Below are 25,451 nucleotides of genomic sequence, written 5' to 3'. Positions count from 1 at the left end.
CGGGTCGGCGGGTGCGGTGGGCACGGCGGGCGAGCGGAGAGGCGCACCAAGTGGCCTCAATTCATCCGATGATTCTATGATGCATGTCATGGCTGAGGATCCCGTGACCATCGACCGCCGGGCCGAAGGGGGGAACCCGGACAGGGTAGGCACCCACGCCGCTCCGGGCGCTTCGCCGGGTGCGGCCGCGAGCGCCTCCCCGTGGGCGCGGCGGCTGCTGGTCGCGGGCGTCGTACTCGCCGCCTTCAACCTGCGTCCCGCCATCACCGCGCTCGGCCCGCTCCTGGCGGAGGTCCGCGAGGCGCTGGCGATGAACGGCACCGTCGCCGGGCTGCTGACCTCCGCGCCCGCCCTCTGCTTCGCGGTCTTCGGCGGCGCCGCGCCCCGGCTGGCCCGCCGCTGGGGCCCGGCCACCGTGGTGCTCGCCGGAATGGCCGCCGTCACCGCAGGGCTGGCGCTGCGCCCCCTCGCCGGCGGAACGGCCTGGTTCCTGGCCTCCAGCGCACTGGCGCTGGCGGGCATCGCGGCCGGCAACGTCCTGATGCCCGTGGTCGTCAAGCGCTGGTTCCCCGACCGGATCGGCCCGATGACCGGCCTGTACTCCATGGCGCTCTCCGTGGGCACCGCCGCGGCCGCCGCCCTCACCGTCCCGGCGGTCCGGGCGCTGGAGGGGGACTGGCGCCTCGGGCTCGGGATGTGGGCGCTGCCCGGCGCCCTGGCCCTGCTGGTGTGGGCACCGGTCGTACGCGGCGCCCGCGCCCGTACCGCCGCATCCGCCGGGGCCGGGGCCGACGAGGGCGGTCCCGGCCCCGGCGTCCGCATCACCCGCTCCGTCACCGCCTGGTCGCTCGGAGTCTTCTTCGGTTTCCAGGCCACCGCCGCCTACGTCGTCATGGGATGGCTGCCGCAGATCTTCCGCGATGCCGGGGTCCCCGCGCCCACCGCCGGCCTGCTGCTGGCGGTCACCATGGGGATGAGCATCCCCCTGTCCTACGTACTGCCGCGGATCGCCGCCCGGCTCGGTCACCAAGGCCCCCTCGTCGCCGTCCTGGCCTGCTGCGGACTGGGCGGATACGCCGGACTGTGGTTCGCCCCCGCGCAGGGGGCCTGGGCCTGGGCACTGCTGCTGGGCGTCTCCAACTGCGCCTTCCCCCTCGTCCTCACCATGATCGGGATGCGGGCGCGGACCGGCGCCGGGGTCGCCAAGCTCTCCGCCTTCGCCCAGGGCACCGGCTACCTGATCGCCGTTCCCGGGCCGCTGCTGGTCGGGGCCCTCCACCAGCACACCGGAGGCTGGCACGCGCCCCTGGCGCTGATGGCCGTCCTGATGACCGCCCAGCTCATGGTGGGCCTGGTGGCGGGCCGGGACCGATGCGTCGAGGACGGCGGCTGAGTGCGACACTGGGCGCATGCCAGTGCTCGAACCCAACCCGCCCAACGGCCAGAAGAAACTGCTTCTCGTCCTCGGCGCGATGCTCGGCGTCACGGTCGTGATCGGCGTCCTCGCCTCCGTCATCGCCCCGTAGGACCCTGGCGCCGCCGCGCCCCCTCAGGCCTCCCGCCGCCGCGCCGACCCGCCCGCCCGTACGCCCCTCCACCGCCCGGTGGAGGGGCGTACGTGCTTTTCCGGGGCGCCGGACGGCCCGCGGATCACGGTGGACGGCGGGCCGGCCCCGGGCCACCGCCCCTTCCTTCCGGTGCTCCGGGGGGGATTGACAGGCCCGGAACCGGTCAGTACGTTTCCGCGAAACCGATCGATCGATCGATCGGTTCCGGCTCGCAGAACGTGGAGGCTCGGCCATGCGGACGTCATCTGCAGGACGTGTGACCAGGAGAACGGCGGCGGCGCTGACCGGCTGCCTGATAGCGGCGGCCCTGGCCACCGGGTGCGGCGGTTCCTCCGCCGAGGCGGAGGAGGGCGGGTACCGGCTCGTCGAGGACGGAAAGCTGACATTCGCCATGAGCGGTCAGTACCGGCCGTTCAACTACTTCGAGGACGACGGTGAGCTCGCCGGCTTCGACGTGGAGCTCGGCAACGAACTCGCCGAGCGGCTCGGCCTGGAGCCGAACCCGGTCACCGGCCCGTTCAACTCACTGGTCGCCGGACTGAAGGCCAAACGGTACGACCTCATCGTCGGCTCGATGTCACCGACCGAAGAACGCAGGAAGCAGGTCGACTTCACCGGCGAGTACTACGTCTCCGGCGCCCAGCTCTTCGTCGAGAACGACTCCGCGGTCGCCTCGGTCGACGACCTGAAGGACGCCAGGGTCGGTGTGGTGCTCGGCACGACGTTCGAGGAGTACGCCCAGAAGCAGCCCGGGGTCGCGGAGGTGAAGACCTACAACAGCGACAACGAGATGCTGACCGAGCTGTCCAACGGCCGGGTCGACGCGGCGATCACCACCAAGCTGCTAGGGCTGTACCAGATCAAGCAGACCGGCATCGACGTCAAACCGGCCGGCGAGATCCTCTTCCCGGACCCTGCGGCGATCGCGAGCCAGAAGAGCAACTCCGAACTCACCGCCGAGGTGGACAAGGCCCTGGACGAGATCAGGGACGACGGCACCTACGCACGGCTCAGCGAGAAGTGGTTCGGGACCGACATCAGCCAGGACGCCCGCTCCTGACCGGTCCCGCAGACGTCCGACCCGGCTGCCGAGGAGAACCCCGCCATGTCTGTCCTGGACGGCATCAGCCGTTCCCTTCCGCTCATGCTCGAAGGGCTGAAGATCACCCTGTCGCTGGCCGCACTGGCGGTGGTGTTCGCCCTGGCGGTCGGGTTGGTCGTCGCCTGGATGAGGATGAGCCGCTTCGCCGCCCTGCGCTGGCTGGCACAGGGCTACCTCGCCCTGATCAGGGGGACCCCTCTGGTGGCGCAGCTGTTCGTCATCTACTACGGCCTGGTCACCGTCGTCGACATCTCCTCCTTCTGGTCGGCGGTGATCGGACTCACCGTGCACACCGGGGCCTACATGGCGGAGATCTTCCGCTCCGGTGTGCAGTCGGTGCCCAAGGGGCAGACCGAGTCGGCGCGCTCCGTGGGCATGAGCCGGACACAGGCGCTGCGGATCGTGGTGGCGCCCCAGGCGTTCCGCTCGATCCTCCCGTCGCTGGGCAACCAGTTCATCATCGCGGTCAAGGACACCGCCGTGGCCTCGTTCATCACGGTTCCCGACCTGTTCATGCAGGCGCAGAAGCTGGCGGCCGCGACCTACGAGCCGCTGACGTACTACCTGATCTCGGCCGTCTACTACCTGGCCGTCGTGATGCTCCTGACGGCACTGCTGCGCCGCCTGGAGCGCCGGCACACCCGCTACGCGATCTGAGAGGCGGCATCCCATGCCACATCCCGACACCGCCCCGCAGGACACCGCTCCACAGGACGTCCCCCCGCTGGTGCGCATGCGGGACATCCGCAAGTCCTTCGGCGCGCACACCGTGCTGGACGGGGTTGACCTGGACATCGGCACCGGTGAGGTCGTCGTGCTGATCGGGGCCTCCGGGGCCGGCAAGAGCACACTGCTGCGCTGCGTCAACGGACTGGAGCGGATCGACTCCGGCGAGATCGTCATCGACGGCCGGGAGCTGCGGTACGACGAGAAGTCGCTCAACCTGATGCGCCGCCGGGTGGGGATGGTCTTCCAGCACTTCAACCTCTGGCCGCACAAGTCGGTTCTGGACAACGTCACGACCGCCCCGGTCAAGGTGGCCGGCCGGGACCCGCGCCAGGTCAGGGACGTCGCGCTGGAACTGCTGGACCAGGTGGGACTGAAGCGGTTCGCCGACCGCTACCCGATGAGCCTGTCCGGCGGGCAGCAGCAGCGGGTGGCCATCGCACGGGCGCTGGCCATGCGCCCGAAGGTGATGCTCTTCGACGAGCCCACCAGCGCGCTCGACCCCGAACTGGTCGGCGAGGTGCTCGCGGTGATGCGGGACCTGGCCGACTCCGGGATGACCATGGTGGCGGTGACCCACGAGATGCGCTTCGCCCGCAGCGTCGCCGACCGGGTGGTCCTCATGGCCGACGGCAAGATCGCCGAACAGGGGCCGCCGACCGCGGTGCTGGACAACCCGCGCAGCGAGCGGGGCCGGGCCTTCCTCCGGCAGGTGGAGTCGGTCTGACCGGGCACGGCGGCGCCGGCGGACCCCGGCGGAGGACACGACCCGGCCATGCGGCACGACAGGACAGAAAGCAGAAGAAGGACAGGATGTCGACACTGACGGAGACGGACCACCAGGAACGGCGGCCGGTGCGGTACGACAGGACCGGGCCGGTGGCCGTGGTCGAACTGCACCGTCCGCACCGTCTCAACGCGGTCACCGACGAGGTCAGCCGCGAACTGGCCGTCGCCGTGAGGCGAGCCGTCGCCGAGGGCGCGCGGGCCGTGGTGCTCACCGGGGCCGGCCGGGCCTTCTGCAGCGGCCACGACCTCAAGGAACCGGCCCCGGCGGAGGACCCGCTGGAGGCCAGGGAACGGCTGGAACGGCTGCAGGACGTCACCCGGACCATCAAGCGCAGCCCGGTACCGGTGATCGCGGCGGTGCACGGCTGGGCCGTGGGCGCCGGATGCGAATGGGCCCTGGCCTGCGACCTGGTGGTGGCGGCCGAGTCCACCCGCTTCACGTTCCCCGAGGTCGGGGTGGGGCTCACCGTGACCAACGGCGTCTCCCAGCTGCTGGCCGCGGTCCTCGGCCCGCAGCGCGCGAAGTACCTGCTGATGACAGGCACGGGGTTCGGCGCCGAGGAGGCCCGCGACTGGGGCCTGGTGAACGAGGTGGTCCCGGCCGGCGAACACCTCCGGCGCGCGCTGGAACTGGCCGGAAGGCTGGTCGGCCGGCCGCCGCTGGCGCTCGCCCTCGCAAAGGAGTCCCTCGACCGCGGGCTGGGTGCCGCGCTGGAGGAGGCGCTCGCCACGGAGGTGGACCTGTCCATGCGCGTCGTCGCCGCCGGCACCCCGGACCGCTCCGGCGCGGTCCCGCAGCACGAACGGAGGACCCCGTGACGGCCCGTACACCGGCGGACACCGCCCCCGCGGCCGGGCCGCGGACCCTGGGCGCCCTCCTGGACCGGGCGGCCCGCGACCACGGCGACCGGGTGGCCTGGGTCTTCCCGCACGCCGACCGGCCCGCCTGGACGTTCGCGCGGATCGACGCGGTGGTGCACCGGATCGCCGCGTTCCTGCGCCGGAGGACCGAACCGGGCGACCGGGTGGCGGTGATGCTGCCCAACGTCCCGGAGTTCCCCCTGGTATGGCTGGCGGCGGCCCGGTCGGGGCGGATCGCCGTCCCCGTCAACACCCAGGTCCGCAGCGCCGACGCGGCCCATCTGCTGCGCGACTCCGGACCGCGGCTGGCGGTCACCGTGCCCCGGTACGCGGACACCCTCGCACAGGCCGCGGCCGAGGCGGGCGTGCCGCTCACGATCGTGACGGCGGACGAACTGCCGACCGCCCCGGACGCCCCCGGCGGCCCCGACAGCCCCGACGGTTCCCAAGTCTCCGCGGGCGACCCGGTCAACATCCAGTACACCTCGGGGACGACCGGCCTGCCCAAGGGATGCGTGCTCAACCACCGCTACTGGCTCACCATCGCGCACGCGCTGCGGATCAACTTCCCCCGGCTCACCGAGACCGATGTCCTGTACACCGCCCAGCCGTTCAGCTACATGGACCCGCAGTGGAACGTCGTGGCCGCGCTGCGTTCCGGCGCCCGGCTGGTCGTGGCCGACAGGTTCAGCGCGAGCCGGATGTGGGCCGACGTACGCGAGCACCGGGTGACGGTGTTCTACTGCCTGGGCATGATGCCGGCCGCCCTGCTGGCACAGCCGCCCCACCCCGGCGACCGACGGCACCGGGTACGGGCGGTGCTGGCCTCCGGCATCCCCGCCGAACTGCACCGGGACCTGGAGGAGCGCTGGGGGGTGCCGTGGTACGAGGCGTTCGGCATGACCGAGTCCGGCGCCGACCTCATCGTCACCCCGCGGGACCACGACGAGACGGTCGGCACCGGATGCATCGGCCGGCCGCAGCCCGGCAAGCGGGTCGCCGTCGTCGACCCCGGCGGCCGGCCGGTGCCGCCCGGGGAGGAGGGCGAGCTGGTGATCTCCGGAACCGGCCTGATGGACGGCTACTGGCGGCAGCCCGAGGCCACCGCCCGGGTCCTGCGCGACGGGTGGCTGCACACCGGGGACAGGGTGCGGGAGGACGCCGCCGGCCGGATCCACTACCTCGGCCGGGCGAAGGACATGGTGCGCCGCTCCGGGGAGAACGTCTCGGCGCGGGAGGTGGAGGCGGTCGTCGAGTCCCACCCGGCGGTGCGGATGGCCGCGGTGGTGCCCGAGCCGGACCCCGTGCGAGGCGAGGAGGTGAAGGCGTTCGTCGTGCCGGCCGGCCAGGACGCCCTCGACGTGCGGGAGCTGCTGGAGTTCTGCCGCCTGCGGCTGGCGCCGTTCAAGGTCCCCCGCTACTGGTGCGTGCGACCCGCACTGCCCCTCACCCCGTCCGAGCGGGTGGCCAAGGGCGAACTGCGTGCCGACCGCGGCCCCTGCTGGGACGCGGCCGGAGCGGACCCGCACACCGGAGGAGGACGGCCGTGACACCAGCCGGACCCCGCACCGGCAAGGGCGCCGAGGCGCTCCCAGGCCGTTTCCGAACCACTACCGAGGTCGCCTGGGACGAACTCGACGCACTCGGCGTGCTCCACCACACGCGGTTCGCGGTACACGCCGAACGGGCCTTCAGCCGCCTGCTGGACGCCCTGGGCTACCCCTACGACCCCGACCCCGCGGTACGGCCCGAGCGCCACCACGTGGTGGCCGGACTGAGCCTGTCCTTCGCCCGTCCCGTCGACCGGCCCGGTCCGCTCCTCGTCGAGCAGCGGGTGACCGCACTGGGACGCACCAGCCTGACGGTGGGCTTCACCGTCACCGTCACCGTTCCCGGCGCCCGCGGGGCCGTCGCTGCCGAGGGCACCCGCACCGCCGTCCACATCGACCGGGCGACGCGCCGCCCGCGGGCCTGGAACGAGGAGTTCCGGCAGCGGCTGCGCGCCCTGCTCGCCGCAGCACACACGGAGGTCGCACCATGGACGCGGACGTCGTCTACCGCAACGCGCGAATCCTGACCATGGACCCCGCGCGGCCCCGCGCCGAGGCGTTCGCGACGCTGGGGGACCGGGTGGTGGCGGTGGGCGGGCACGAGGTCGCCGGTCTGTCCGCGCGCCGCACCGTCGACCTGGCGGGGCGGTGCGTGCTGCCCGGCTTCCACGACGCCCACAACCACATGGCCTGGTACGGACTCTCCCTCGGCGAACTCGACCTCTCCCCGGGCCGGGTGGCCACAGTGGAGGACGTCTACGAGCGGGTGGCCCGGGAGGCGGCACGGCGCCCGGCCGGCGAATGGATCACCGGGGCCGGCTACGACCAGAACCGGATGGCCGGCGGGCACCCCACGGCGGCCGGCCTGGACCGGGCCGCGCCGCACCATCCGGTGTGGCTCAAGCACACCAGCGGGCACATGTGCGTGGTCAACTCCCCGGTCCTCGCCCGGTGCGGGGCCGGCACCGCACCCGACCCGGACGGCGGGCGCATCGTGCGCGACGCCTTTGGCGCCCCCACCGGACTGCTCCAGGAACGCGCCCAGGAACTGGTGCGCGGCCTCCTCTTCCCGTTCCCGGCCGACATGCTGGCGCGCGCCGTCGCCGCCGCCGGACGCCGCTATGCCGCCGAGGGGATCACCTCCGTGCAGGAGGCGGGCGTCGGAGGCGGCTGGATCGGACACAGCGGCGTGGAGGTCGCGGCCTACCAGCAGGCCCGGGACGAGGACTGGCTGCCGCAGCGCGTGACGCTCATGGTGGCCTCCGACGTGCTGCACCCGCTGGAGGCGCACGAGTCCGACCCGTACCGCCTGGGCATCGACCTGGGCATCCGTACCGGCTTCGGCGACGACCGGCTGCGCATCGGTGCGGTCAAGGTGTTCTCCGACGGCTCGCTCATCGGCCGCACCTCGGCGATGTGCTGCGACTTCGCCGACGACCCCGGCAACCGCGGGTACCTCCAGGCGGGCGAGGAGGAGCTGACCGCCACGATCGTCGCGGCGCACCGGGCCGGCTGGCAGGTGGCCACGCACGCGATCGGCGACCGTGCCGTGGACGTGGTGCTGTCGGCGTACGAACGGGCGCAGCGTCGGTACCCCAGGCCCGACCCGCGGCACCGGATCGAGCACTGCGCGGTCACCTCGCCGCGGCAGGTGGAGCGCATCGTCCGGCTCGGGGTGATCCCGGTGCCCCAGGGCTCCCTGGTGCGGGAGGCGGGAGACGGCATGGCCGAGGCCCTGGGGAGTGAGCGCGCCCACTGGTGCTACCGGGTCCGCAGCTTCACCGACCGCGGGGTGCCGGTGCCCGGGAGCTCCGACCGCCCTGTGGTGGGCGGCCTCCCCCTGGCGGGCGTCCACGCCCTGGTGACCCGGCGCACGCTCGGCGGCCGGACGCTGGCCGCCGGCGAACGGGTCGACGTGGCGACCGCCCTGCGCTGCTACACGGTCGGTTCGGCCCACGCGGCGCACGCCGAACGGTCCCGCGGGCTGATCGCCCCCGGGTACCTGGCCGACTTCACCGTGCTCGACCGGGACCCCACCCGGGTGCCCGCCGACGAACTGCCGGGAATCGGCGTGCTGGCGACGGCCGTTGGCGGGCGGTCCGTTCACGACCTCGGCGTCCTGGCTTAGGGTTGGCCCATGTCCTCGTACGCGCGTCTTCGGTCCAGTGCGCTGGAACTGTTCGCCACCCGCGGTTTCCAGGCCACCGGCATCCGGGACCTCGCCGCGGGCGCGGGGGTTTCGCTGGCGACCCTCTACCACTACATGGACGGCAAGGAGGACCTGCTGGTCCGGCTGATGAGGGAGTCCCTGGAGCGGCTGAACGGCGACGCGCGCACCGTGCTGGCGCGGGTCGGCTCGCCGGTCGAGGGGCTGGCCGCGCTGACCATAATGCACGTCCTCGCCCACGGGCTGCGCCGGACCGAGACGGTCGTGGTCGACCGGGAGCTGCGGTCGCTGGGGGAGGAGAGCCGCAAGGCCGTGGTGGCCCTGCGCGACGAGTACGAGCAGCTGTGGGGGGACCGGCTCGTGGCGGGCCTGGCCGAGAGCAGCATGTCGGTGCCCGACATCCGTGTGACTCGGCTCGCGCTGCTCTCGACGTGCACGGGGGTCGCCTACTGGTACTCCGAGGAGGGCGAGCTGGACCTCGACCGGATAGCCGCCGTGCACGCCGATCTCGTCCTCGCCCAGGTCGAGGCCCGGCTGGGGACCCGCCGGGTCCGGCTGGACGACCTCGACCTCCCCCCGATCGGCTGGTTCCGCGACCTGGTCACCCGGGCGTGAGGGCCCGGTCGCGCCCGCCCGCCGGGGCCCTCGTGCCCTGAGGCGCGCCTTCGCCCGTGGTGGGGCAGGCCCCACCATCCCCTAGGGGGCCGGGCTCAGGGGGCAATGGGTGGATCACCGGATGGAGCGGCCGCCCCGCGGTCCGTAGCGTCGGAGCACACCGCCCAAGACGCCACGGAAGACGACGGAGGCGAGCCCGATGACGGCCCACGCACCCACCCGGCACACCCCCCGGCCGGCGGCCGGCGGCGCGGACGCACGGCTGCCGTGGTGGGCCGCGGTGCTGCCCGTGATCGCCTTCGCGGCGCTGCTGGCCCTGCTCGCCGGCGCGGGCGGGGCCGAGGCCGCCGACGCCGGGTCCCAGGGGTATCTCGCGGATCTGCTGGGCCGGCTCTGGGAACTCCTGTCGCGCTGACCGGTTGCCTCCGCCCCTGGGGTCACCCGGTCGGGGAGGGTTCCCAACCCCCCGCGCCACACGCCGCCGTTCGTGCGAAGCTGGAGGCATGAGCGCCGATGTGTCACGCAGGATCGTCATCCTCCGACATGCCAAAGCCGACTGGCCCGACGACGTGGCGGACCACGACAGGCCCCTCGCGGAGCGGGGGCGCAGGGACGCACCGGCCGCCGGCCGCTGGCTCGCAGCCAGCGGCATCGTCCCCGATCTCACCCTCTGCTCCACCGCCGCCCGCACCCGCGAGACCTGGAAGCTGGTCGTCCACGAACTGCCGCAGCGGCCGAGGACGGTCTACGAGGAGCGGCTCTACGAGGCCTCGCTCGGCGAACTGATCGCGGTGGTCAACGAGGTGCCGGACGACATCGTGGACCTCATGCTCGTCGGCCACAACCCCGGTATGCACGCCATGGCCGACGCCCTCGCCGGAGAGGCCGAGGAGGACGCCAGGAGCCGGCTCGACCGCATCGGCTTCCCCACCTCCGCCGCGGCCGTGGTCTCCTTCACCGGCTCCTGGAAGTCCGTGGAGCTCGGGAAGGGCCGCCTCGAATCGCACTGGGCACCGCACGACTGACGCGCACGACTGGCGCCGCACGGCCGACGCCGGACGGCGGAGGACGGAGGACGGCGGAGGACGGTGACGGGCCGCCGGTCCGGACTCGACCCCGCTCCGGCGGTCCCGTGTGTCCGCGTGGATGCCGCGCCCGGCGGCCTCACACCGCGGTGTCGGCCGCCTCGACCTCCTCGCGCGTGACGCCCAGCAGATACAGCACGGTGTCCAGGAACGGCACGTTCACCGCGGCGTGCGCGGCCTCCTGCACCACCGGCTTGGCGTTGAAGGCGACCCCGAGTCCCGCGGTGTTGAGCATGTCCAGGTCGTTGGCGCCGTCGCCGATCGCCACGGTCTGGGCCAGTGGCACCCCGGCCTCCGCCGCGAAGCGGCGCAGCAGCCGGGCCTTGCCCGCCCGGTCCACGACCTCCCCGACGACCCGGCCGGTCAGCTTCCCGTCCACGATCTCCAGGGTGTTGGCCGAGGCGAAGTCCAGCCCCAGCCGCTCCCGCAGATCGTCGGTGACCTGCGTGAAGCCGCCCGAGACCACCCCCACCTGATAGCCCAGGCGCTTGAGCGTGCGGATGAGGGTGCGGGCCCCCGGCGTGAGCCGGACCTCGGCGCGCACCTTGTCGACCACCGACTCGTCAAGCCCTTCCAGCAGTGCCACCCGGGCGTGCAGCGACTGCTCGAAGTCCAGCTCGCCGCGCATCGCGGCGGCGGTCACCCCGGCGACCTCCTCCTCGCAGCCGGCGTGCGCCGCGAACAGTTCGATCACCTCGTCCTGGATGAGCGTGGAGTCCACGTCCATCACCACCAGGCGCTGCGCCCGGCGGTGCAGCCCGGCGGCGACGACGGCGACGTCCACGCCCAGGGCCGCCGCCTTCGGGGCCAGGGCGGTGCGCAGCTCCTCCGTCCCGGTGCCGGACACGGCGAACTCCACCGCCGTGACCGGGTATTTCGCCAGCCGGAAGATCCGGTCGATGTTGCCGCCGACACCGGTTATCCGGGCGGCGATGGCGGCCGTGGCCTCGGCGGTCAGCGGATGGCCGAGCACGGTGACGTGGGAGCGGCCGGTGCCGCGCGGCCGGTTGTCGCCCCGGCCCGAGATGATCTCCGCCTGGAGCCGCATCGACTCCGCCCAGGAGTGCACGGTCGCCCGCAGTCCCCCCTCGGCGCCGCTCCCGCCCGGCGTGGTGACCAGGGCGCACAGGGTGATGCGGCCGCGGGTGACGACCTGCTCGATGTCTATGACATCCAGCGAGTAGGCGGCCAGCGTCTCGAAGAGACCTGCGGTGATGCCCGGCCGGTCCTTGCCGAAGATCTTCACCAGGAGGGTGGGGGTGTCGGCGTCCGCACCGGCGGGGACGGCGGCGGGGACGGGCGGCGGGGTCTGCGAAGCGCTCATGATGATCCCTACGGTATCGAGCACCAGGGCGGTTCCGTACGCACGTCCGTACCCCGGACAGCCCCGGTCAGGCTCGGCCGGAGGCGTTCCGCGCCTTTGGCGCCGCTTCCCCGTCGCCGCTCCGTCCGGTCCTCCCGGCGGCCGGGGAGCGGACCGTAGCGGTTCGGCAACCATCCGGCGGGGGCGACTTCATGTCCTGCCGCGAAGCCTGGAATAGTTCCCCCACGATCGTTCACCATCCCTAGCCCCCTCATCACAGGGGGTAGCTCGGGGGACAACTTTGTGGGGCATGGAGTGCCGGAACTCGTACTGGAACTGAACGGACGGACCTGGACGCTCGACCCGTCCAGGCCCTACACCCTCGGACGCGATCCGCAGGGTGACCTCGTGGTCGACGACGCCAGGGTCTCCTGGCGTCACGCCACACTGCGCTGGGGCGGCGAAGGCTGGCTTCTCGAGGACCACGGCAGCACCAACGGCACGTACGCACAGGGACGGCGTGTCCAGCAGATGGAGGTCGGCGCGGGCTCGGTGGTGCACCTCGGCAACGCCACCGACGGGCCCCGGCTGGCCTTCTCCGGCCGGACCGCGGCGGCTCCCGCGCAGGCGGTGCCCGTCCCGCAGCCGGTGGCGCGGCCGCAGGGTGGCCCCGGCCGGGGCCACCAGCCGCAGACCCCGGCCCCACAGCAGACCCCGCAGCACGTACAGCAGCCGGTGCCGCAGCAGTACGCGCCGCAGCCTCCCCGGGGAGCGGTCCCCCCGCACGGCGGCGGGCCGCAGCAGGCGGGTGTCCCGGTTCACGACGACCATCGCAACCCGACCACGTTCCACCAGCTCTCGCTGGGCCGGGTGATGCGGATCGGCCGCGCACTGGAGAACGAGCTGGTCGTCTCCGACCTCCAGGTCTCCCGCCACCACGCGGAGTTCCGCTCCGCCCCCGGCGGCCGCTTCGAGATCCGCGACCTCGGCAGCCACAACGGCACGTACGTCAACGGCCAGCCGCTGCCCAAGTCGGGCACGGCGGTCCTCGGCCCGGACGACATCGTCGGCGTCGGCCACTCGACCTTCCGGGTGGTGGGCGACCGGCTCGAGGAGTTCGTCGACACCGGCGAGGTCTCCTTCTCGGCCCGTCATCTGACCGTCAAGGTCGACGGCGGCAAGGTGATCCTCAACAACGTCACCTTCGGCGTGCCCGAGAAGTCCCTGGTGGCCGTCATCGGCCCGTCCGGCTCCGGCAAGTCCACACTGCTGCGCGCCCTGACCGGCTACCGCCCGGCCGACGTCGGCGAGGTCCTCTACGACAACCGGAACCTCTACAAGCAGTTCGCCGAGCTGCGCCAGCGCATCGGCCTGGTCCCGCAGGACGACATCCTCCACAAGGAGCTGACCGTCCGCACCGCCCTGCGCTACGCCGCCAAGCTGCGCTTCCCCGGCGACGTCGCCGAGGCCGAGCGCAACGCGCGGGTCGAGGAGGTGCTGGCCGAGCTCAAGCTCGACATCCACGCCGGAAAGAAGATCACCTCCCTCTCCGGCGGCCAGCGCAAGCGCGTCTCGGTCGCACTGGAACTGCTCACCAAGCCGTCGCTGATCTTCCTGGACGAACCGACCTCCGGCCTGGACCCGGGCATGGACCGCGACGTGATGAAGCTGCTGCGGGAGCTGGCCGACGACGGCCGCACCGTGCTGGTGGTCACCCACTCCGTCGCCGAGCTCGCGCTGTGCGACCGCGTCCTGGTGATGGCGCCCGGTGGCGGCGTGGCCTACTTCGGCCCGCCCGAGGAGGCCCTGAACTTCTTCGGTTACGAGAGCTGGGCGGACGTCTTCTCGGCCTTCGAGAACTACCGCGACTACGACTGGATCGGCCGCTGGCAGGGCTCGCAGCACTACCGGCTCTACGCCGCCGACCTCGACACCACCGCCCCGCAGCAGGCGCACCCCCAGCACCTCCAGCATCCTCAGTACCCCCAGCACCCCCAGTACGCGGCGCCGCCCGCGCCGGCGTCCCGGCCGCCCAAGCCGCAGAGCTGGGGGTCCCAGCTGTGGACCCTCACCCGGCGCTACACGTCGGTCATCGCCTCCGACAAGGGCTTCCTCGCCCTGATGGTCGTCCTGCCCGTGATCCTGGGCGTGGTCAGCACGGTGATCCCCACCGACCACGGCCTCACGCGCAACCCCGAGGGCTTCAACCAGCACGCGGGCACCATCCTGCTGATCCTCGCGGTCGGCATGTGCCTGTCCGGCGCGGCCAACTCGGTGCGCGAGCTGGTCAAGGAACGGGTCATCTACGAACGTGAACGGGCCACCGGCCTGTCCAGGTCCGCCTATCTGATGTCCAAGGTGATCGTCCTCGGGGTGATCACCGCCTTCCAGGGCGTGATCATCTGCGCCATCGGCTTCTCGGTGCGCGAACTGCCCGAAGAGGGCCTGATCATGCCCACGGCCGTCGAACTGTGCGTGGGGATCATCGCGTTCGGTCTCACCTCCATGATGGTCGGCCTGGTGATCTCCTCGCTGGTGAAGACATCCGAGATGACCATGCCCCTGCTGGTGGGCTTCGCGATCATCCAGCTGGTCTTCACCGGCGTGCTCTTCCAGGTCTTCGACGCGCCCGGCATCGAGCAGGTCGCCTGGCTGATGCCCTCGCGCTGGGCGGTCGCGGCCACCGGAGCCACCGTCGACCTGTCGCACACCATGGCCCCCTGGGACCGCGAGAACCCCACGAACCTCGACCCGCTGTGGGAGCACAGCGCTGGAGTGTGGGTGATGGACATGCTGATCCTGCTCGCCATCGGCGTCGCCTGCGGCTTCGCGGTGGCCCGCCTGCTGCGCCGCCACGAGCCGGAGGTCATGCGCAAGTAAGCGCGCCGCGCGACTGCGCGGCCGCGCAGCACAAGCACCGCCTCCCGCCCCGCCGGACCCTTCCGGCGGGGCGGGGGTGTTCAGGTGGCGCTCGGGGCGCTCGGGGCGCTCGGGGACGGGGAATCCGCGAGAGCCGCCGGGCCGGCGGTCACGGTACCGGCGGCGCGTCCGCCGCCGGTCCTACGACCACCGCCCAGGCCCTCCCGGGCGGTCGGCCGATCCGCCCGCGAACCCCCGCCGGTACCGTGACCGCATGCTCCCGAGAACCGGGCTGGCGGCCGTCAGCGCCGCCCTGCTCGCCATGAACCGCCGTCTGGAGGTCCGCGAGGTCCTGCAGACGATCACGACCTCCGCGCGCGAGCTGCTGGACGCCGAGTACGCCGCTCTCGGCGTCCCGGACGACCACGGTGGCTTCGCGCAGTTCGTGGTGGCCGGGGTCAGCGACGAGAGGTGGCGCGCGATCGGGCCGCTGCCCCGCCAGCACGGCATCCTCGCCGCCATGCTGCGCGACGCCTCCCCGCAGCGGCTCGCCGACGTCCGCCGGGATCCGCGCTTCGAGGGCTGGCCCGACGCCCACCCGGAGCTGGCCGACTTCATCGGCATGCCGATCGCCGACGGCGAGGAGGTGCTCGGGGCGATCTTCCTCGCCAACAAGCGGTGCGACCGCCCCAAAGGAGGCTGCGGTTTCACCGGTGAGGACGAGGAGTTGCTGCGGCTGCTCGCCGAGCACGCCGCCATCGCGCTGACCAACGCCCGCCTCTACGAGCGCAGCCGCGAGCTGACCATCGCCGGGGAGCGCGCCCGCATCGCCCACGAACTGCACGACGCCGTCTCCCAGAAGCTGTTCTCCCTGCGTCTGACCGCTCAGGCCGTCACCGCCCTGGTCGGCCGCGACCCAGGCCGTGCCAGGGAGGAGCTGCGCCGGGTCGCCGGGCTGGCGGCCGAGGCCGCCGACGAGCTGCGGGCCGCCGTCGTCGAGCTGCGTCCAGCCGCCCTGGAGGAGGACGGACTGGCCGCCGCCCTGCGCAGCCAGGTGCAGGTCCTGGACCGGGCACACAGTGCCCGTGTCCTCTTCGACGCCGAGGGCGTGCGGGCGCTGCCCGCCGCCCAGGAGGAGGCGCTGCTGAGGGTCGCGCAGGAGGCCCTGCACAACGCCCTGCGGCACTCCGGGGCCCGGCGTGTCTCCGTTCTCCTCGCCCGCCGCGGTACCGGTGCCGTGCTGCGGGTGGCCGACGACGGAAGCGGCTTCGACCCCGCGGCGGTCCGCCGCGCGGGCCGCCGCCTGGGCCTGGTGTCGATGCGCGACCGGGCGGACGGGGTCGGCGGCACGCTGAGGGTGGACTCGGAGCCCGGCGGGGGCACGGTGATCGAGATGGAGGTGCCCGGTGGCTGACGCGGCCGGCGAGGTGATCAGGGTCCTGCTGGTGGACGACCACCAGGTCGTGCGCCGGGGACTGCGTACGTTCCTGGAGGTCCAGGGGGACATCGAGGTGGTCGGCGAGGCCGCCGACGGGGCGGAGGGCGTGGACCGGGCCGAGGAGCTGCGGCCCGACGTCGTCCTGATGGATCTCAGGATGCCCGGCGCGGACGGTGTCGAGGCGCTGCGCAAGCTGCGTGAACTGGGCAATCCCGCCCGGGTGCTGGTCGTCACCAGCTTCACCGAGCAGCGCACCGTCGTCCCCGCCCTGCGCGCGGGCGCCGCCGGCTACGTCTACAAGGACATCGACCCCGACGCGCTGGCCGGGGCCATCCGCTCGGTGCACGCCGGGCACGTCCTGCTGCAGCCGGAGGTCGCCCATGCCCTGCTCAGCCAGGAAGGGGCCGGCGGCGGGCCGGGCCGTGGCACCTCCCTGACCGAGCGGGAGCGCGAGGTGCTCGCGCTGATAGCCGACGGCCGCTCCAACCGGGAGATCGCACGCCATCTGGTGCTGTCCGAGAAGACCGTCAAGACGCACGTGTCCAACATCCTGATGAAGCTGGACCTCGCCGACCGCACCCAGGCGGCGCTGTGGGCCGTCCGGCACGGGATGGCCGGCTGACGGGCGGCCGCCACCGATCCGGCACTCCTGCCCCTCCGGCGGAAATCCGTACCTAAATTCATACGAACGTGTGGATGTCACCGGTGTGGCGTATCGCAACCGGCCCCGACCCGTTCTCCAGTGCGTGCCGCGGCGACCGGCCGCGGCGAACGCAAGGAGGATCGAGAAGTGAAGAACCTCAAGAGGGTCACCGCCGTCGCGATGGTGGCCGGCGGGCTCGTCGCCGCCGGTGCGGGCGCGGCCTCGGCCAGCTCGGGCGCACAGGGCGCGGCCGCCCACTCGCCCGGCGTCGGCTCGGGCAACGTGATCCAGGTGCCCGTCCACGTGCCGGTCAACGTCTGCGGCAACACCGTCAACGTCATCGGCCTGCTGAACCCGGCCTTCGGCAACGCCTGCGCCAACGCCTGAGCACGCGCGCGGGCGGGCGCGGCGGGCGGCTCCGTACGCGCCCGCCCCGCACCGCCGGCCTCCCGGACCCGACCGGGAGGCCGGATCCCGCGCTCAGCCCCGCTCGCGCTCCTCCACATACGCGTTGTACGCGGCCACCACAGCCCGCCTGGCCGTACGCTCCACCGGCCGCAGCACCTCGCCCCGCGCCGCCATCGCCCCCGCGCTCACCGCGCCGCCGTGGTCCGGCCCGCCCGCGATCTCCACCAGCGCGCCCACCCGCTGCGCCAGCTCCAGAACACGTACCGCACGCGGCGGATAGCCCGGCGCCAGCAACGCGCGCCCCGCCTCCGCCCGCGCCCGGTACGCCTCCAGCGCCGCCGCGGCCACCGGACCGGAACCGGCCACGTCCAGCCGCGTCAGAACCTCGGTCGCCTCGCGCAGCGCCTCCGCCAGCTCCCGTTCGGCCTCCCCGAGCGACGGCACGTCCGCGGGCGGGGCCTCGCGCACCGGAAGGCAGTGCCACACCACCTCGGTGTGCACATCGCCCCGCGGGCCCGCCTCGCGCACCAGCGGCACCAGCCCCAGCGGCGCGCCCGTCCCGACCACGGCCTCGCCGGCGTCCAGGGCGCGGGCGTTGAACCCGGGCGGCCCGCTCAGCCCCAGCGGATGCCCCGGCGCGGGCAGCGCCAGCCGCAGACCCGTCACCCCCGAGGCACGCAGCCGGCCGAGCGCGAGGGTGAGACCCACCTCACCGGGCTCGCCCGGCAGGCCCGCCACGCGGTGCACCGTGTCGCCGCCCACGATGCGCGAAGCGGCGTCGTCGGGCGACACCACTCCGGCGAACAGGGCATTTCCCCAGGCGGCCAGCCGCCCGGAACGAGGTTCTTCGAGCATGCCCCCAGCCTAAGGACAGCCGCGCGGAAGAGGTGGCGTAGGTTTTCCCTGGGGACTGTGCCCACAGGCACAGGCGACAGCCGCGACTGCAATGGGAGACAACGCGCCATGAGCGATGTACTGGAGCTGGTGGACGTATCCGTGGTCCGCGAGGGTCGGGCTCTGGTGGAGGACGTCTCCTGGTCGGTGAAGGAGGGGGAGCGCTGGGTCATCCTCGGCCCCAACGGCGCCGGCAAGACCACCCTCCTCAACGTCGCCTCCAGCTACCTGTTCCCGACCTCCGGCACCGCCACCGTCCTCGGCGAGAAGCTCGGCTCCGTCGACGTCTTCGAACTGCGTCCGCGCATCGGCATGGCCAGCAGCGCGCTCACCGAGAAACTCCCGCGCGACCAGACCGTCCTCCAGACCGTCCTCACCGCCGCCTACGGCATGACCGCCGGGTGGCGCGAGGACTACGACGCGGTCGACGAGCAGCGCGCCCTGGCCTTCCTCGACCGCCTCGGGATGAACGAGTACCTCGAGCGGAGGTTCGGCACCCTCTCCGAGGGGGAGCGCAAGCGCACCCAGATCGCCCGCGCGATGATGGCCGACCCCGAGCTGCTGCTCCTGGACGAGCCGGCCGCCGGACTCGACCTCGGAGGCCGCGAGGACCTGGTGCGCCGCCTCGGGCGGCTCGCCCGCGACCCGTACGCCCCTTCGATGATCATGGTGACCCACCACGTCGAGGAGATCCCCCCGGGGTTCACCCACGTCCTGATGATCCGCCAGGGCAAGGTGCTCACCGCCGGGCCGGTCGAGACGGAGCTGACCTCCGCCAACCTCTCGCGCTGCTTCGGCCTCCCCCTGGTCGTGGAGTACAACGGCGGCCGCTGGACCGCGCAGGGTCTCCCGCTCGGCTGACCCGGGCCCTACCATGGCGGTGTGGACGCATGGGTGTGGTGGCTGTTCGCCGCCGTAGGACTCGGAATCCCGCTCGTACTCACGGCCATGCCCGAATTCGGCATGTTCGCGGTGGGTGCCGTCGCGGCCGCGGCCGTCGCGGCGCTCGGCGGGGGGCTGACGGCCCAGGTGGTCGTCTTCGTGGTGGTCTCCACCGCGCTGGTCCTCGTCGTCCGCCCCGTCGCCAGACGCATGCAGACGCAGCGGCCCGAACACCGCAGCGGTGTCGACGCGCTGACAGGGCGTCAGGCCGTCGTGCTGGAGCGGGTCGACGGCTCCGGGGGACGCATCAAGCTCGCGGGCGAGATCTGGTCCGCGCGCACCCTCGACGCGAGCGCGTCCTACGAGCCCGGCGACCAGGTGGACGTGGTGGAGATCGACGGGGCGACCGCCGTCGTGATGTGATAGCGGGTGACCGCACGGTCACAACCGCCGGCGACGCCGACGGCGCAGTCAGCCGCGCTGGTCAGCCCGGTTAGCGCGAAATCCTAGGAACGCAGGGGGAGCCACGATGGACGCCATCATCATCGTGCTGATCATCCTGGTGGTGCTGGTCTTCATCGCACTCATCAAGACGATCCAGGTCATTCCACAGGCCAGCGCGGCGATCGTGGAGCGCTTCGGCCGCTACACCCGGACACTGAACGCCGGCCTCAACATCGTCGTCCCGTTCATCGACACCATCCGCAACCGCGTCGACCTCCGAGAACAGGTCGTCCCCTTCCCGCCCCAGCCGGTGATCACCCAGGACAACCTGGTCGTGAACATCGACACGGTCATCTACTACCAGGTCACCGACGCGCGGGCCGCGACGTACGAGGTCGCCAGCTACATCCAGGCCATCGAGCAGCTCACCGTCACCACCCTGCGCAACATCATCGGCGGCATGGACCTGGAGCGCACCCTCACCTCCCGCGAGGAGATCAACGCGGCACTGCGCGGCGTCCTGGACGAGGCCACCGGCAAGTGGGGCATCCGCGTCAACCGCGTCGAGCTCAAGGCGATCGAGCCGCCGACCTCCATCCAGGACTCGATGGAGAAGCAGATGCGCGCCGACCGCGACAAGCGCGCCGCGATCCTCCAGGCCGAGGGCGTGCGCCAGTCGCAGATCCTCACCGCCGAGGGCGAGAAGCAGTCCTCCATCCTGCGCGCCGAGGGCGAGGCCAAGGCCGCCGCGCTGCGTGCCGAGGGCGAGGCCCAGGCGATCCGCACGGTCTTCGAGTCCATCCACGCCGGCGACCCGGACCAGAAGCTGCTGTCCTACCAGTACCTCCAGATGCTCCCCAAGATCGCCGAAGGCGACGCCAACAAGCTGTGGATCGTGCCCAGCGAGATCGGGGACGCCCTCAAGGGGCTCGGCGGCGCACTGGGCAACTTCGGCCCCGGAACCGGCCCCGCGGCCCCCTCCGGCAACTCCTCCGCAGACGGCGGCGCGGGCCACGCCGGCCTGACCAAGCGCCGGGAACAGCCGCCGATCGACTGACGACACGCCCCGCGCCCTACGCCGCACCCGGATACACCGCGACCACGCCCCTCGGGCATGATCGGTGCACCAGACACCGACCGGCTGAGGGGCGTTGCGCGTGAACATCTGGGAGGCGCTGGCGGTCTGCGTCGCCGGCATAGGCGCGGGCACGATCAACACGATCGTCGGCTCGGGGACCCTGATCACCTTCCCCGTGCTGCTCGCGGTCGGGCTCCCGCCCGTCACCGCGAACGTCTCCAACACACTGGGGCTGGTGCCCGGCTCCATCAGCGGCGCCGTCGGCTACCGCCGGGAACTGCGCGGGCAGCGCGACCGCGTGCTGCGGCTGAGCGCCGTGGCCCTGGCCGGGGGAGTGACCGGGGCCGCCCTGCTGATCGCGCTGCCCTCCGCGGCGTTCGACACGATCGTCCCGGTCCTCATCGCGCTGGCCCTGGTGCTCGTCGTCGCCCAGCCGCGCCTGGCCCGCGCGATCCGGCACCGCCGCGAGCGCAACGGCGGTGCCGCCCATCCCCACGGCGGCCCGGCGCTCCTCGGCGGCATGACCCTGGCCAGCATGTACGGCGGCTACTTCGGAGCCGCCCAGGGCGTCATCTACCTCGCGCTGATGGGCCTGCTCATCAACGACGACCTCCAGCGGATCAACGCCGTCAAGAACATCCTCGGCGCGATCGTCAACGGCTCGGCCGCGGTCTTCTTCCTCTTCGTCGCCGACTTCGACTGGACCGCCGTCCTGCTCATCGCCGTCGGCTCGGCGGTCGGCGGGCAGCTCGGCGCCCGGGTGGGACGCAGACTGCCGCCGACCGCCCTGCGCGCGGTCATCGTGGCCGTCGGCGCGGTGGCGATCGTCCAGCTCGTACTGAACTGAACAGACCGGACCGGCCACCGCACACGGTGATCTCGCGAGGACCCTCAGGCGGAGGTGGGCAGCGCCAGCCACTCCGGCAGCGCATCACCGTCCCGCAGCCCCAGCGCGAGGACCAGCGCGTCCGCCGGGGTCGGCTCGAACGGCTGCGTCAGCAGCCGCATGCCCGCCTGAGCGGGGGTGCGGTCGGCCTTGCGGTGATTGTCCTCCGCGCACGCCGCGACCGTGTTCAACCAGGTATCGCCGCCCCCGCGCGAGCGCGGCACGACATGGTCCACCGTGGTCGCCCGGCGCCCGCAGTAGGCACACCGGTGCCGGTCCCGTACGAGCACACCGCGCCGCGACCACGCCGCCCGTTGTCGGAACGGGACCCGTACGTATCTGCGGAGCCTGATCACCTGCGGCACCGGGATGTCGACCCGCGCCGCCCGTACGCGCAGTCCGGGGTGCGACTGCTCCACCACGGCCTTGTCCTGCATCACCAGCACCACCGCACGCCGCAGCGACACCGTCGACAGCGGCTCGAAACCGGCATTGAGCACCAGCGTCTCGCGCATCTCACCCACCTCCGGACCCGCCCCCGCGGCGGGGTGGGACCACTGTGCCGCTGCCCGTGCGGGTGGACAACGCAATTTCCGCACGGTGTACGGGAGATGGGAACACTGCGACACCCGGATGACGCGGATGCCGGGAAAAGCGGGGAGGAAGAGGGGGAAGCACCCAGGAGCGGGAACGGGGCGGGGTGGTCGACAGGGACAGCCGACGCTCACGCCCGTCCCCGACGGGCTCCGGCGGGCGGCGGACGTGAGCGCGCCCCGTCGCCCCCGCCACTGCGGTGCCGACCGCCCGGCCACCACTGTGCGATCCGGAGACGACGGGGCGCGAACAAAGGCCTTTCCCGCCCGTGGCACGGCCACCGGAAAAGTCCTCGGTCCTCGGATCTCGACTCCTGGACATCGGACTCCGGGCTCGGACTCCGGGGCGGCCGGGTGTCAGCCCCCGGCGGGCACCTCGTACTCACCGATCAGCTGTGCGCGGGCCAGTGTGTGGAACCGCAGGTTGAAGCCGACCACGGCGGGCGACGCGTCCGCGTCCACGCCCAGCTTCTCGGTGTCCACGGCGTAGACCGTGAACACATAGCGGTGCGGGCCGTCCCCGGGCGGCGGCGCGGCCCCGCCGAAGTCACGGGTGCCGTAGTCGTTGCGGACATGCACGGCCTCCGCGGGCATCCCCTTCATCCCACCCGTGCCGGCACCCGCGGGCAGCTCCGTCACGGTCGCCGGGATGTCGAACACCGACCAGTGCCAGAAACCGCTGCCGGTCGGCGCGTCGGGGTCGTAGCAGGTGACGGCGAAGCTCCTGGTCCCCTCCGGAAAGCCCTCCCAGCGCAGGTGCGGAGAGGTGTTGCCCTCGGCGTGGACCTGATCGGGCTTCAGCCGGGCGCCCTCCGAAACGTCGTCGCTCACGACCGTGAACGACGGCACCGGAGGGTGGAAGTCGTGGGGGAGCGGGCGCCGCTTCTGCTCGGTCACGTGGGAAAACCTCCTCGGTAGCGCGACATCGCTGCACCGGCCAGCCTAACGATCCCGGCCCTCCGGACAGCGCAGGGCGCGGCCCGGTACGGCACCGGACCGCGCCCTGCGCGAAAAACGCCCGAGTCCCTCAGAACCAGTTCCGCCTGCCGCCGACCTCGGCCAGCCACTGGTTGAGGTAGGCGGCCCAGTCGGTCTGCTGAAAGTCCGACAGGCCCACGGTGAAGGAGCGGTAGGTGTCGCTGCCCTCGCTGAACAGACCGGCCTTCTTGTCCATCTCCAGCACGACGTCCATTCCGTGCTCGTCCGCGACGAAGCTCAGCTCGACCTGGCTCAGCCCGCGGTACTGCTGCGGGGCCAGGAACTCGATCTCCTGGTAGAAGGGCAGCTTCTGCCGGGTGCCGCGGATGTGCCCCTGCTCCATGTCCGCGCTCTTGAACCGGAACCCCAGGGCCCCGAAGGCGTCCAGGATCGCCTGCTGGGCGGGGAGCGGGTGGACGTTCACCGGGTCGAGGTCACCGGAGTCCACCGCCTTGGCGATCGCCAGCTCCGTCGTCACCCCGATGTTCATCCCGGTCAGGTGGCGGCCCGTGAACATGGTGATCGGGGTCTCCCACGGCACCTCCAGCCCGAAGGGCACCGTGTGCACCGCGCCCGGCTGCAGCTCGAAGGCCCCGCCGAGCTGCATGCGGTGGAACTCGACGTTCCTGGTGTACTCCTCCTCCCCGCCCTCCACCTCGACGCGGGCCTGGAGACCGACCGACAGCCCCTGGATCTCCTGGGCGACCGATCCGCCCTGGATCCGTACCTCCCCCTGGACGACGCCGCCCGGAACCACGTTCGGCTCGGTCAGCACCGTCTCCACCGACGCACCGCCGATGCCCACACTCGCGAACAGCTTCTTGAAGCCCATGTTCTTCCTCCCCCAGGCCCTGGCCTGTGTGTCGTGCCGATCTCTAAGAACGCCCGCAGTCTGCCGGACGGTTCCGCCGGGCAGGGCCGCCGCCCGCAGTTGTTACCCGATGGCTGCACTACGCTCGACAGGCGTGAGCGCCGACCACGACCGTAAGCCCCTGCCCCGGGCCTTCTTCGACCGGCCCGTTCCGGAGGTCGCTCCGGACCTGCCCGCCGGCCGTGTCCCGGTCCGCACGACCGACGACGGCCCGATCGAGGTCGGTCTGACCGAGGCCGAGGCGTACGCGGGCCGTGTCGATCCGGGATCGCACACCTGCCGGGGCCGCACCGAACGCAACGCCGTGATGTTCGGCCCTCCCGGCCACGGGTACGTCCACCTCACCCACGGCATGGCAAGGCAGTCGGCATGAACGTCGCCGACCTCGCTCACCCCGCCGAAGAAGTCGCCCCCAGACTGCTCGGTGCCGTCCTCACTCACGAGGCACCCGGGGGAACCGTGAGCATCACCATCACGGAGACCGAGGCGTACTCCGGTACGGCCGACCCGGCCTCCCACGCCTACCGAGGCCGGACACCCCGTAACGCCGTCATGTTCGGACCCGCAGGACACCTGTACGTCTACCGGTCCCACGGACTCCACTGGTGCGCCAACGTCGTCACAGGGACGGATGGCATCGCCTCGGCCGTCCTCGTGCGGGCAGGCAGGGTCACCGAGGGGGAGGACCTGGCACGCAAGCGACGGGGAGAGAAGGTCGAGAACTCACGTCTTGCCCGAGGGCCGGGGAACTTCTGCCAGGCGCTCGGCATCACGGGAGAGCACAACGACGCGGACCTCCTCGCAGGCACCTCTGTCATGCTGTCCGAGGGTGAGCCGGTACCAGCCGCGCTCATCCGGGTCGGCCCCCGGGTGGGCGTGAGCAAGGCCCACGACTGGCAACACCGTTTCTACCTCGCCGGTGATCCAACGGTCTCGGCGTACCGGCTGAGCCCGAGAGCCAACCCGTCCGCCGGAGCCTGAGCCGCTGTGCGCCTTGCTCCCGGCTCGCCGGCGAGCCGGGAGCACCGGCGCGGAGTCGAGTCAGAAGACGCGCGACCGTTCGCGAGCGCTGAGTGCCGACGGCCGGCTCGATTCGGCCACGTCGCCGCCGGGCGCGGCTTGACGCTGGACCGACCGAGGTCTAACGTAGAACGAGCCGCTGGAACGGGACGAGGTCCACGGCGACCGGACAGGTCGCGTGAGAGAGGCCCGGAGCGGACACCACCAGATACGGACTCCCCGATTCGGGGGTCGTTTCCGTTGCGTTCGAAACGTACGGGAAAGCGATCCGAATGGCTCGATTATGAGTCGCCGGAGAGATCCGCTAAGGTAGTGAACACACCGAAGGGAAGCGCCCGGAGGGGCCCCGAAAGGGGTGCCGAAGGAAGCGTCCGTTCCTTGAGAACTCAACAGCGTGCCAAAAGTCAACGCCAGATATGTTGATACCCCGTCGCTCCTCTCTCGAGGGGAGTCGACGAGGTTCCTTTGAAACATCACACAGCGAGGACGCTGCGCACCGCGGAAATCATTCCTTTCCGCCGGTGCCGCTCTGCGCGGATGTGACACCCCGAGTACGGGGAAAGGCATTCACGGAGAGTTTGATCCTGGCTCAGGACGAACGCTGGCGGCGTGCTTAACACATGCAAGTCGAACGATGAACCTCCTTCGGGAGGGGAAGAGTGGCGAACGGGTGAGTAACACGTGGGCAATC

General features: G+C 72.2%; 26 protein-coding genes, 1 rRNA gene and 1 pseudogene. 23 read left to right on the top strand and 5 right to left on the bottom strand.

From position 1 onward, the window contains the following. Nucleotides 1-88: 88 nt before the first annotated feature. The 12 genes from BM237_RS04830 to BM237_RS04775 all read left to right on the top strand — a co-directional run bounded on the left by BM237_RS04830 (nt 89) and on the right by BM237_RS04775 (nt 10,403). A complete protein-coding gene (locus tag BM237_RS04830; protein WP_245793411.1) occupies nt 89-1,393 on the top strand; it encodes a CynX/NimT family MFS transporter in 1,305 nt (434 codons plus the stop codon). Between the two features lie 16 nt (nt 1,394-1,409). Further along, complete coding sequence (locus tag BM237_RS30225; RefSeq protein WP_093848199.1) at nt 1,410-1,526, top strand: SGM_5486 family transporter-associated protein; 117 nt, start codon at nt 1,410-1,412, stop codon at nt 1,524-1,526. Nucleotides 1,527-1,824: 298 nt separating this feature from the next. Continuing rightward, on the top strand, nt 1,825-2,628 hold the full coding sequence (locus BM237_RS04820; protein ID WP_175540891.1) for an ABC transporter substrate-binding protein: 804 nt from the start codon (nt 1,825-1,827) through the stop codon (nt 2,626-2,628). 45 nt (nt 2,629-2,673) lie between these two features. After that, on the top strand, nt 2,674-3,327 hold the full coding sequence (locus BM237_RS04815; protein WP_093848195.1) for an amino acid ABC transporter permease: 654 nt from the start codon (nt 2,674-2,676) through the stop codon (nt 3,325-3,327). Nucleotides 3,328-3,340: 13 nt separating this feature from the next. Continuing rightward, on the top strand, nt 3,341-4,123 hold the full coding sequence (locus tag BM237_RS04810) for an amino acid ABC transporter ATP-binding protein (RefSeq protein ID WP_093848193.1): 783 nt from the start codon (nt 3,341-3,343) through the stop codon (nt 4,121-4,123). A gap of 86 nt (nt 4,124-4,209) precedes the next feature. Beyond that, a complete protein-coding gene (locus tag BM237_RS04805; protein ID WP_093848191.1) occupies nt 4,210-5,004 on the top strand; it encodes an enoyl-CoA hydratase/isomerase family protein in 795 nt (264 codons plus the stop codon). After that, entirely contained in the window at nt 5,001-6,596 is a 1,596-nt protein-coding gene (locus BM237_RS04800) for an AMP-binding protein (RefSeq protein ID WP_093848189.1), read from the top strand. Before BM237_RS04805 ends, BM237_RS04800 begins: the two co-directional genes overlap by 4 nt. Then, a complete protein-coding gene (locus BM237_RS29150; protein WP_175540890.1) occupies nt 6,593-7,123 on the top strand; it encodes an acyl-CoA thioesterase in 531 nt (176 codons plus the stop codon). The genes BM237_RS04800 and BM237_RS29150 overlap by 4 nt, the downstream gene beginning before the upstream one ends. Beyond that, on the top strand, nt 7,084-8,724 hold the full coding sequence (locus tag BM237_RS04790) for an amidohydrolase (RefSeq protein WP_093848187.1): 1,641 nt from the start codon (nt 7,084-7,086) through the stop codon (nt 8,722-8,724). The genes BM237_RS29150 and BM237_RS04790 overlap by 40 nt, the downstream gene beginning before the upstream one ends. A gap of 9 nt (nt 8,725-8,733) precedes the next feature. Continuing rightward, entirely contained in the window at nt 8,734-9,378 is a 645-nt protein-coding gene (locus BM237_RS04785; RefSeq protein ID WP_093848185.1) for a TetR/AcrR family transcriptional regulator, read from the top strand. Between the two features lie 199 nt (nt 9,379-9,577). Further along, nucleotides 9,578-9,793 carry a hypothetical protein gene (locus BM237_RS04780; protein ID WP_093848183.1) on the top strand — a complete coding sequence of 72 codons (216 nt, stop codon included), beginning with the start codon at nt 9,578-9,580 and terminating at the stop codon, nt 9,791-9,793. An 88-nt stretch (nt 9,794-9,881) separates the two neighbouring features. Beyond that, entirely contained in the window at nt 9,882-10,403 is a 522-nt protein-coding gene (locus tag BM237_RS04775) for a SixA phosphatase family protein (protein WP_093848181.1), read from the top strand. A 139-nt stretch (nt 10,404-10,542) separates the two neighbouring features. On the opposite strand, the gene serB is transcribed toward BM237_RS04775, so the two are convergent. Further along, nucleotides 10,543-11,787: a phosphoserine phosphatase SerB gene (gene serB, locus BM237_RS04770; protein WP_093848528.1), complete on the bottom strand. Its 1,245-nt coding sequence runs from the start codon at nt 11,785-11,787 to the stop codon at nt 10,543-10,545. Nucleotides 11,788-12,081: 294 nt separating this feature from the next. Between serB and BM237_RS04765 the strand changes: the two genes are divergently transcribed. The 4 genes from BM237_RS04765 (at nt 12,082) to BM237_RS04750 (ending at nt 17,093) form a co-directional block, all read left to right on the top strand. Then, entirely contained in the window at nt 12,082-14,646 is a 2,565-nt protein-coding gene (locus BM237_RS04765; RefSeq protein ID WP_093848179.1) for an FHA domain-containing protein, read from the top strand. A gap of 253 nt (nt 14,647-14,899) precedes the next feature. Continuing rightward, the gene (locus tag BM237_RS04760) at nt 14,900-16,039 is read left to right on the top strand and encodes a GAF domain-containing sensor histidine kinase (protein WP_093848177.1); all 1,140 of its coding nucleotides are present in this window, start codon (nt 14,900-14,902) and stop codon (nt 16,037-16,039) included. Further along, complete coding sequence (locus BM237_RS04755; RefSeq protein WP_281253893.1) at nt 16,032-16,685, top strand: response regulator; 654 nt, start codon at nt 16,032-16,034, stop codon at nt 16,683-16,685. The genes BM237_RS04760 and BM237_RS04755 overlap by 8 nt, the downstream gene beginning before the upstream one ends. Before the next feature lie 201 nt (nt 16,686-16,886). Next, the gene (locus tag BM237_RS04750) at nt 16,887-17,093 is read left to right on the top strand and encodes a chaplin (protein ID WP_093848526.1); all 207 of its coding nucleotides are present in this window, start codon (nt 16,887-16,889) and stop codon (nt 17,091-17,093) included. Nucleotides 17,094-17,186: 93 nt separating this feature from the next. Here the strand turns inward: BM237_RS04750 and BM237_RS04745 are convergent, their stop codons facing one another. Next, nucleotides 17,187-17,969: an Rv1486c family protein gene (locus BM237_RS04745; protein ID WP_093848175.1), complete on the bottom strand. Its 783-nt coding sequence runs from the start codon at nt 17,967-17,969 to the stop codon at nt 17,187-17,189. A gap of 108 nt (nt 17,970-18,077) precedes the next feature. Here BM237_RS04745 and BM237_RS04740 point away from each other — a divergent pair, with 108 nt between their 5' ends. From BM237_RS04740 to BM237_RS04725, 4 genes are all read left to right on the top strand, one after another. Further along, on the top strand, nt 18,078-18,869 hold the full coding sequence (locus BM237_RS04740) for an ABC transporter ATP-binding protein (RefSeq protein WP_093848173.1): 792 nt from the start codon (nt 18,078-18,080) through the stop codon (nt 18,867-18,869). A 21-nt stretch (nt 18,870-18,890) separates the two neighbouring features. Then, nucleotides 18,891-19,313, top strand: a complete 423-nt coding sequence (locus BM237_RS04735) for an NfeD family protein (RefSeq protein WP_093848171.1) — start codon at nt 18,891-18,893, stop codon at nt 19,311-19,313. Between the two features lie 106 nt (nt 19,314-19,419). Next, nucleotides 19,420-20,391 carry an SPFH domain-containing protein gene (locus BM237_RS04730; protein WP_093848169.1) on the top strand — a complete coding sequence of 324 codons (972 nt, stop codon included), beginning with the start codon at nt 19,420-19,422 and terminating at the stop codon, nt 20,389-20,391. Between the two features lie 100 nt (nt 20,392-20,491). Beyond that, nucleotides 20,492-21,259 (top strand): sulfite exporter TauE/SafE family protein, encoded by a 768-nt coding sequence (locus tag BM237_RS04725; protein ID WP_093848167.1) that lies wholly within the window; start codon nt 20,492-20,494, stop codon nt 21,257-21,259. Nucleotides 21,260-21,303: 44 nt separating this feature from the next. Here the strand turns inward: BM237_RS04725 and BM237_RS04720 are convergent, their stop codons facing one another. The 3 genes from BM237_RS04720 to BM237_RS04710 all read right to left on the bottom strand — a co-directional run bounded on the left by BM237_RS04720 (nt 21,304) and on the right by BM237_RS04710 (nt 23,701). Beyond that, entirely contained in the window at nt 21,304-21,813 is a 510-nt protein-coding gene (locus BM237_RS04720) for an HNH endonuclease (RefSeq protein WP_093848165.1), read from the bottom strand. A 435-nt stretch (nt 21,814-22,248) separates the two neighbouring features. Beyond that, on the bottom strand, nt 22,249-22,788 hold the full coding sequence (locus BM237_RS04715; protein WP_093848163.1) for a YbhB/YbcL family Raf kinase inhibitor-like protein: 540 nt from the start codon (nt 22,786-22,788) through the stop codon (nt 22,249-22,251). A 130-nt stretch (nt 22,789-22,918) separates the two neighbouring features. Continuing rightward, nucleotides 22,919-23,701 carry a sporulation protein gene (locus BM237_RS04710; protein ID WP_093848161.1) on the bottom strand — a complete coding sequence of 261 codons (783 nt, stop codon included), beginning with the start codon at nt 23,699-23,701 and terminating at the stop codon, nt 22,919-22,921. A 109-nt stretch (nt 23,702-23,810) separates the two neighbouring features. Between BM237_RS04710 and BM237_RS04705 the strand changes: the two are divergent. The 3 genes and pseudogenes from BM237_RS04705 to BM237_RS04690 all read left to right on the top strand — a co-directional run. Continuing rightward, nucleotides 23,811-24,095: pseudogene (locus BM237_RS04705) on the top strand (DNA-3-methyladenine glycosylase); the annotation flags it as partial. A 14-nt stretch (nt 24,096-24,109) separates the two neighbouring features. Further along, on the top strand, nt 24,110-24,721 hold the full coding sequence (locus tag BM237_RS04700) for a DNA-3-methyladenine glycosylase (RefSeq protein WP_093848157.1): 612 nt from the start codon (nt 24,110-24,112) through the stop codon (nt 24,719-24,721). Between the two features lie 605 nt (nt 24,722-25,326). Next, nucleotides 25,327-25,451, top strand: a 16S ribosomal RNA gene (locus tag BM237_RS04690); the annotation flags it as partial.

This window comes from Streptomyces mangrovi, from assembly GCF_900114215.1.
Classification (GTDB): Bacteria; Actinomycetota; Actinomycetes; order Streptomycetales; family Streptomycetaceae; genus Streptomyces; species Streptomyces barkulensis.
Note: the sequence above shows the minus strand (reverse complement) of the source record. Positions and strands in the feature narration are given on the sequence as shown.

Excerpts from the sequence above, each read along its gene's own strand:
- BM237_RS04780 (WP_093848183.1), top strand. The coding sequence starts at position 9,578 with ATGACGGCCCACGCACCCACCCGGCACACCCCCCGGCCGGCGGCCGGC.
- BM237_RS04745 (WP_093848175.1), bottom strand. The coding sequence starts at position 17,969 with ATGCTCGAAGAACCTCGTTCCGGGCGGCTGGCCGCCTGGGGAAATGCC.
- BM237_RS04830 (WP_245793411.1), top strand. The coding sequence starts at position 89 with ATGGCTGAGGATCCCGTGACCATCGACCGCCGGGCCGAAGGGGGGAAC.
- BM237_RS04750 (WP_093848526.1), top strand. The coding sequence starts at position 16,887 with ATGGTGGCCGGCGGGCTCGTCGCCGCCGGTGCGGGCGCGGCCTCGGCC.
- BM237_RS04805 (WP_093848191.1), top strand. The coding sequence starts at position 4,210 with ATGTCGACACTGACGGAGACGGACCACCAGGAACGGCGGCCGGTGCGG.
- BM237_RS04815 (WP_093848195.1), top strand. The coding sequence starts at position 2,674 with ATGTCTGTCCTGGACGGCATCAGCCGTTCCCTTCCGCTCATGCTCGAA.
- BM237_RS04730 (WP_093848169.1), top strand. The coding sequence starts at position 19,420 with ATGGACGCCATCATCATCGTGCTGATCATCCTGGTGGTGCTGGTCTTC.
- BM237_RS04785 (WP_093848185.1), top strand. The coding sequence starts at position 8,734 with ATGTCCTCGTACGCGCGTCTTCGGTCCAGTGCGCTGGAACTGTTCGCC.
- BM237_RS04720 (WP_093848165.1), bottom strand. The coding sequence starts at position 21,813 with ATGCGCGAGACGCTGGTGCTCAATGCCGGTTTCGAGCCGCTGTCGACG.
- serB (WP_093848528.1), bottom strand. The coding sequence starts at position 11,787 with ATGAGCGCTTCGCAGACCCCGCCGCCCGTCCCCGCCGCCGTCCCCGCC.
- BM237_RS04740 (WP_093848173.1), top strand. The coding sequence starts at position 18,078 with ATGAGCGATGTACTGGAGCTGGTGGACGTATCCGTGGTCCGCGAGGGT.
- BM237_RS30225 (WP_093848199.1), top strand. The coding sequence starts at position 1,410 with ATGCCAGTGCTCGAACCCAACCCGCCCAACGGCCAGAAGAAACTGCTT.
- BM237_RS04710 (WP_093848161.1), bottom strand. The coding sequence starts at position 23,701 with ATGGGCTTCAAGAAGCTGTTCGCGAGTGTGGGCATCGGCGGTGCGTCG.
- BM237_RS04700 (WP_093848157.1), top strand. The coding sequence starts at position 24,110 with ATGAACGTCGCCGACCTCGCTCACCCCGCCGAAGAAGTCGCCCCCAGA.
- BM237_RS04775 (WP_093848181.1), top strand. The coding sequence starts at position 9,882 with ATGAGCGCCGATGTGTCACGCAGGATCGTCATCCTCCGACATGCCAAA.
- BM237_RS04810 (WP_093848193.1), top strand. The coding sequence starts at position 3,341 with ATGCCACATCCCGACACCGCCCCGCAGGACACCGCTCCACAGGACGTC.
- BM237_RS04760 (WP_093848177.1), top strand. The coding sequence starts at position 14,900 with ATGCTCCCGAGAACCGGGCTGGCGGCCGTCAGCGCCGCCCTGCTCGCC.
- BM237_RS04790 (WP_093848187.1), top strand. The coding sequence starts at position 7,084 with ATGGACGCGGACGTCGTCTACCGCAACGCGCGAATCCTGACCATGGAC.